Origin of the sequence: Flavobacterium sp. (genome assembly GCF_044368995.1) — a bacterium.
Lineage (GTDB): Bacteria > Bacteroidota > Bacteroidia > Flavobacteriales > Flavobacteriaceae > Flavobacterium.
In genome coordinates, this window is the sequence record NZ_JBIPMS010000013.1 from 21787 (window position 1) to 27893 (window position 6107).

7 protein-coding genes are annotated in these 6107 nt (G+C 31.2%); 2 read left to right on the forward strand and 5 right to left on the reverse strand.

All coding sequences use genetic code 11. From position 1 onward, the window contains the following. Window positions 1-76: 76 nt before the first annotated feature. The 5 genes from radA to panC are packed head-to-tail and all read right to left on the reverse strand — an operon-like array spanning window position 77 to window position 4918. Entirely contained in the window at window positions 77-1438 is a 1362-nt protein-coding gene (gene radA / locus ACIQ2I_RS02205) for a DNA repair protein RadA (RefSeq protein ID WP_396180802.1), read from the reverse strand. A 19-nt stretch (window positions 1439-1457) separates the two neighbouring features. Next, window positions 1458-2684 carry an alpha/beta hydrolase gene (locus tag ACIQ2I_RS02210; RefSeq protein ID WP_396180803.1) on the reverse strand — a complete coding sequence of 409 codons (1227 nt, stop codon included), beginning with the start codon at window positions 2682-2684 and terminating at the stop codon, window positions 1458-1460. A gap of 33 nt (window positions 2685-2717) precedes the next feature. Further along, on the reverse strand, window positions 2718-3680 hold the full coding sequence (locus ACIQ2I_RS02215; RefSeq protein ID WP_396180804.1) for a YbhN family protein: 963 nt from the start codon (window positions 3678-3680) through the stop codon (window positions 2718-2720). Between the two features lie 2 nt (window positions 3681-3682). Beyond that, window positions 3683-4033 (reverse strand): aspartate 1-decarboxylase, encoded by a 351-nt coding sequence (gene panD / locus ACIQ2I_RS02220; protein ID WP_396180805.1) that lies wholly within the window; start codon window positions 4031-4033, stop codon window positions 3683-3685. A gap of 36 nt (window positions 4034-4069) precedes the next feature. Next, the gene (gene panC, locus ACIQ2I_RS02225) at window positions 4070-4918 is read right to left on the reverse strand and encodes a pantoate--beta-alanine ligase (RefSeq protein WP_396180806.1); all 849 of its coding nucleotides are present in this window, start codon (window positions 4916-4918) and stop codon (window positions 4070-4072) included. 96 nt (window positions 4919-5014) lie between these two features. Between panC and ACIQ2I_RS02230 the strand changes: the two genes are divergently transcribed. Both ACIQ2I_RS02230 and ACIQ2I_RS02235 read left to right on the forward strand, forming a co-directional pair. Further along, complete coding sequence (locus ACIQ2I_RS02230) at window positions 5015-5821, forward strand: glycogen/starch synthase (protein WP_396180807.1); 807 nt, start codon at window positions 5015-5017, stop codon at window positions 5819-5821. 5 nt (window positions 5822-5826) lie between these two features. Next, window positions 5827-6107 (forward strand): DUF4270 family protein (locus ACIQ2I_RS02235; protein WP_396180808.1); only part of this gene is annotated, 281 nt, incomplete at its 3' end.

Here is a 6107-nt window from a genome sequence, read left to right on the forward strand (position 1 = left end):
AACATATTATAACTATTGAATTAAATATTTATTTGTCGTGGATTTTAATTTTAGAATGAGGGTTTATTTTTTAATTTTATCCAAACAATTGTTCCACTAAATCTTCAATTTTACTAACCAATCGCACATCAATTTTAAAATCTTTTGGATTTATTTTATTATGTTTAGACACGAATATGGTCGAAAAACCTAATTTTTCAGCTTCATGAATGCGTTGTTCTACTTTATTTACTGGACGAATTTCACCTGTTAATCCTACTTCACCAGCAAAACAAAAATCTTTATCAATAGTAATGTCTTCGTTGGATGATAAAATTGCAGCGACTACCGCTAGGTCAATTGCCGGGTCATCCACATTTATTCCGCCTGTGATATTTAAAAATACGTCTTTTGCTCCCAATCTAAAACCAGCGCGTTTTTCTAAAACAGCTAAAATCATATTTAATCTTTTCAGGTTGTAACCCGTTGTGCTACGTTGAGGTGTGCCGTAAACCGCAGTGGAAACTAACGCTTGAATTTCAATCATCAACGGGCGCATCCCTTCAATTGTAGTTGCAATTGCAGTACCTGATAAATAATTATCTTTATTAGAAATTAATATTTCCGATGGATTACTAACTTCGCGTAAGCCGTTTCCTAACATTTCGTAAATGCCCAATTCGGCAGTTGAACCAAAACGATTTTTCAAAGCTCGTAGAATTCTGTACACATGATTTCGATCGCCTTCAAATTGTAAAACGGTGTCAACCATATGTTCTAAAATTTTCGGCCCTGCAATAGTACCGTCTTTGGTAATATGGCCAATTAAAATAACAGGAACATTGGTTTCTTTAGCAAATTTTATTAGTTCTGCTGTACATTCTCTAATTTGAGAAATGCTTCCTGCAGAAGATTCTATATATTCGGTATGTAAGGTTTGAATAGAATCGATAATGACAACTTGAGGTTCAATTTCTTCTATTTGACGAAATATGTTTTGTGTTTTTGTTTCAGTTAGTATAAAACAATTATCAGTTTGTCCGGTAATTCTCTCAGCACGCATTTTTATTTGTTTCTGACTTTCTTCTCCTGAAACATAAAGCGTTTTATAAGGTAATTTTAACGAAATTTGAAGCAAAAGTGTGCTTTTTCCAATTCCTGGTTCGCCACCCAAAAGCGTTAGAGAACCTGGCACCAAACCACCACCTAATACGCGGTTTAATTCGCCATCAGTAGTGTTCATTCTTACTTCTTCAGAAGTGGAAATTTCGTTTATTTTTAAAGGTTTAGCTACTTTTTTCGAATCAGAAGTAGTGCTGCGCCAGGCTTGTTTTTCTTCTTTTTGGATAATTTCTTCTACAATTGTGTTCCATTGCTTGCACGAGGTGCATTGCCCAAGCCATTTAGCATAGTTGGTGCCGCAACTTTGGCAAAAGAAGGAAGTTTTTAATTTAGCCATTTGTATTTATTTTTCGAAATTATTCGTCTTTTTTTGGAGCCTCTGTGGGTGTTTCTGTTGGCGTTTCCACTGGCACTAATTCTTCAATTTCTTGTTTTGGTTCTACTTTTCTAGATTTTAGGTCTTCCGCACGATCTAAGATATAATTTTTCGTTAAATCGCCTATTTCTGATTTAGTATAAGCGCTTTGATATTCTTTTGCGGCTCTATTGTAATCGCCAGTTTTTTCAAAATACAACCCTCTATGATACGTACCTAACATGGTTTTCGGATATTGTTTATCAGCATACGCACCTAAATTTTCAAGTTCTGAGTAGGCCTTGTTTTTAAGTATTGCAGCTTCAATGGCTTTAAAATCTGAATATCTAGGTTGCACTTTTAAGCCCATTTTTTTCTCAATATTATCATATTTATCAATTAAATATTGGGCATATCCATTTTCTAATTTTACTATTTTTTCGGTAAATTCTAATTTTGATATGGGCTGATAACCACTAAAAATAAAGTAAAAAGCACTTGGAATAGCTTCTGCAACCAAAGAATAATGTGAGGTGTTTTGAAAAACATCATATCGGTAATTCAGATTAGGATTCTTAATTTCTTTTGCAACATCATCAAGTTTTTTTGTGTTTTCTTGAATTTCCTCCAAATCCGCTTTTGATGTGGCTTGATAATAAAACAATGGTTTTTGTATTTTTGCTAGTCTTTCTGCAATACGAACTTCCATTTCTGGAGCCATTTCTGGAGAAATAGATAGGTAAGCATTAAATATTGGGTCGTCTTTATATAAATAGAAATTTATAAAGCCGGCAGTAGTGTCGTGCCCTGCGATTATTCTAAAAGGAAGTGTTCGGTATTTTTTTTGAATGTGTGGCAACAATTCAAATCCTATAAATTCAAAAAAATCAGCACCCGATTCAGCGGGTAAACCATCATCTCCATAATTGCTGTCATTAAATCGAGTTTCTCCATAATTCTGATTCACCGCAACTATAATAATTTCAGGTAAATCGTCCCAATAATTTCCATATTTTAATATTCCTGAAAATGGATCGGCTAAATATTCGCCATCTAATAAAACTAAAATAGGATATTTTTTTTCAGGACTGTTTTGGTAGGAAGCCGGCAAAATTACTGAAAAATTTCGTTCTTCATTTAGCTTAACAGATTGTATTTTGTCTTCCACTTTTTGTGAAAACAAGGCAACAGAAACCATTAAAAATAGTAGGGCAAATTTAATTTTCATGTGTGTTTGGTTTATAAAGTAGCAATATACTACTTATTTTTTATTTAAAATAGGTAATAAAATATAAGATAGTAAACCCAATACAATAGTTAAAAGCGTTTGAGAAGTCCAAACTAAATAGCCAAATGCGGTTCCTATTTCTTTAGGAATTCCGTATAAAAAAAAGACGGAAGCAATTGCATACGGATAAGCGCCCAAGCCTCCTGGAGAAAAACCAATAGCAAAAGTACCAAAAATAAATCCCATAATTACAATTTCAAAGCCAATATTTGCAGTTTCGGGTAATGCAAATATGGTGACATAAAACATGGCTATGTAGGAAAACCAAATTAAAAATGAATGGAAAATGTAGGCCCATTTTTTTTCCATTTTATAAATACTTAAAATACCTTCTGTTAATCCAGATAATTTATTTTTAAGCTTTAAAACAAAATTTAATTTAGAAAATTTCCAAATTAAGATACTTATAATAAAAAGTACAAAACCAGTTATTCCAACATAAATAATTTTATTAAAATCAAAATTGTTATCCAATAAAAATTGATAGATTTTATCAAATTGCAATACAAATCCTATACAAAGCAAAAATAAAAATATCAATGAATCTACAACTCTTTCTGCAACTATAGTTCCAAATCCTTTGTCAAACGGAATGTTTTCGTATTTCTTTAAAACCACTGCTCGCGTGATTTCTCCACTTCTAGGAATCGTAAGATTGACTAAATAGGACACACAAACTGTAAAAAAATCATTTCTAAATTTTGTGGTATATCCGAGATGATTTAAGGCAAATTTCCATCTGTAAGACCTTGACCAACAACTAATAACAGAGATTACCAAAGATAAAAATATATAAAAATAATCCGCTTTTAAAAAGGTTATTTTTGTTTTTTCAATTTGTACTTGAGACATTGAATTGAATTGGTAATACATGATGCCTAGACCAATAAATAATGGCAAAGTTATACCAATTATTTTTTTTAATTTTGCTTTCAAAACTAGGTTAAAGAATTATCTTTTTCATTAGGAAAAACCAAACAAGGTTTGAAGGTTTTTGCTTCTTCAAAATCAATTATTCCATAAGCAATAATGATAATAATATCACCTCGGTGTACTTTTCTTGCAGCAGGGCCGTTTAAAGTAATTTCACCCGTATTTCTGGGTCCTTTGATAGCATAAGTTTCCAATCGTTCTCCATTATTTACATTCACAATCGCCACTTTTTCACCTTCAAGAATATTGGCCGCTTCTAGTAAAGCTTCGTCAATTGTAATACTTCCAATATAATTTAAATCGGCTCCAGTTACAGAAACTCTGTGTATCTTAGATTTTACTACTTGTATTTGCATGGGGCAAAGTTAATTAATTCAAGTAAATTTTATAATTTATTTTAACGAAATATTGTCAATTAATCGAATATTTTCAATAAAAACAGCAATAAACCCTCTGTAATTTTTACTTTTTATTTTTCTTTTGCAAGTTAAAAGGGTTTCTTCATCAGCAATATCAAAGTATTCTAAAGTAAAATTTTTATGTTTTTTAAATTCGCGTTCCACAAATTGAGTCACTTCTTGAGCTGACTTTACCATAAATTTATCTTTGGCTTGTAAAAGAATTTTGTAGATTAATTTCGATTCTTTTCGGGCTTTTTCAGAAAGACGTTCGTTTCGACTGCTCATGGCTAAACCACTGGTTTCTCTGTAAATTTCACAAGCAATTACGTTTACTGGTATTTTATGTTTGGCAACTAATTTTCTAATTATTTGCAATTGTTGAAAATCTTTTTCGCCAAAATAAGCATTTGTTGGTTTTACAATATCAAATAATTTTTTGACAATTGTTCCCACTCCGTCAAAATGTCCTGGTCGGTGTTTGCCTTCCATTTGATTTTCCAAACCGTCATAATCAAAAGATGCGGAAATGGTATGCCCTTCATAAATATCGGTTACACATGGTGCGTAAATTAGGATATTTTTATTCAATTTTTTAACAAGTGCTACATCTTTTTCTAAAGTTCTTGGATATTTTTTTAAATCATCAGCATTATTAAACTGCGTTGGATTTACAAAAATGCTTAATACTGTAATTTCATTTTCAGATAAAGACTCTTCTAATAATGAAAGATGGCCTTGATGTAAAGCGCCCATTGTAGGTACAAAACCAATCTTTTTAGATTGATTTAGAGCTATTTTTGTTTCAATTTGAAGCGCTTTTTGTGTATGAAAAACAGGCATAATAGAATATTATAAAGTGCAAACTTACTATTTTAGTAGATAAGTCCATAAATTTTTATAATTTTGCACATTAAACAAAAACATAACATTTATTATATGAATGACAAGAGGATATTATATGTATCATCTGAAGTAGTGCCTTATTTGGCTGAAAACGAAGTATCACTACATTCTTATGAGTTGCCGAAAATGATAAATGAAGTAGGAGGGCAGATAAGAATTTTTATGCCAAGATACGGAAATATCAATGAACGCAGACATCAATTACATGAGGTAATTCGACTTTCCGGGATGAATTTGGTAGTGAATGATATGGATATGCCTTTAATTATTAAAGTTGCTTCAATACCAAAAGAAAGAATTCAGGTATATTTTATTGATAACGATGAATATTTTAAAAGAAAAGCTACTTTTTCAGATGAAGAAGGCGTGTTGTATTCAGATAATGATGAAAGAGCTATTTTCTTTGCCAAAGGTGTTGTTGAAACTGTAAAAAAATTAAATTGGGTTCCTGATATTATTCATGTTCATGGTTGGATGGCTTCTTTATTACCTGTTTATCTTAAACATTATTACAAAGACGAAGGTATTTTTGAAGACACAAAAATTATCACATCTGTTTATGCTTCAGATTTTGAAGGAACGCTTGACGCAGCATTGATTACTAAATTAGCATTTGATAATTTACCACAAGCTGCAATTTCTAAATACAAAGAGCCGGTTTTTAACAATTTAATGAAGGCAACAATTGATCATTCTGATGCAATAATTATAGCTTCAGATAACTTGTCTGCAGATTTAACAAAATATATAGAAACTTCAAAAAAACCTTTTTTACCTTTCACAGCGAAAGATTCGTTTAAAGAAAACTATTTAGAGTTTTTAAAAAATAAAGTACAATAATAACAATGAAAAAACACATAACCGTTTTATTTTTAGTTTTTGCAATGGTATTTATTTCTTGTGACCAAGATTTTAATACTATTGGATCCGATTTAGTGGGTGACGAACATTTTGATTTCAGTACGCATGAAGCCCAATTGAAAGCCTATTCTGTAAAAACAGATGAAGTGCAAACCAATAATTTGCCGATTAATCCATTAGGTATTTATAACAATCCATATTTTGGAGTTACTAAAGCAAATTTTGTTTCACAAGTGTCATTGGCAAACGAACAACCTAAATTTGG

Coding starts and splice junctions, on each gene's coding strand:
- ACIQ2I_RS02210 (WP_396180803.1), bottom strand. CDS start 2,684: ATGAAAATTAAATTTGCCCTACTATTTTTAATGGTTTCTGTTGCCTTG.
- radA (WP_396180802.1), bottom strand. CDS start 1,438: ATGGCTAAATTAAAAACTTCCTTCTTTTGCCAAAGTTGCGGCACCAAC.
- panD (WP_396180805.1), bottom strand. CDS start 4,033: ATGCAAATACAAGTAGTAAAATCTAAGATACACAGAGTTTCTGTAACT.
- ACIQ2I_RS02230 (WP_396180807.1), top strand. CDS start 5,015: ATGAATGACAAGAGGATATTATATGTATCATCTGAAGTAGTGCCTTAT.
- panC (WP_396180806.1), bottom strand. CDS start 4,918: ATGCCTGTTTTTCATACACAAAAAGCGCTTCAAATTGAAACAAAAATA.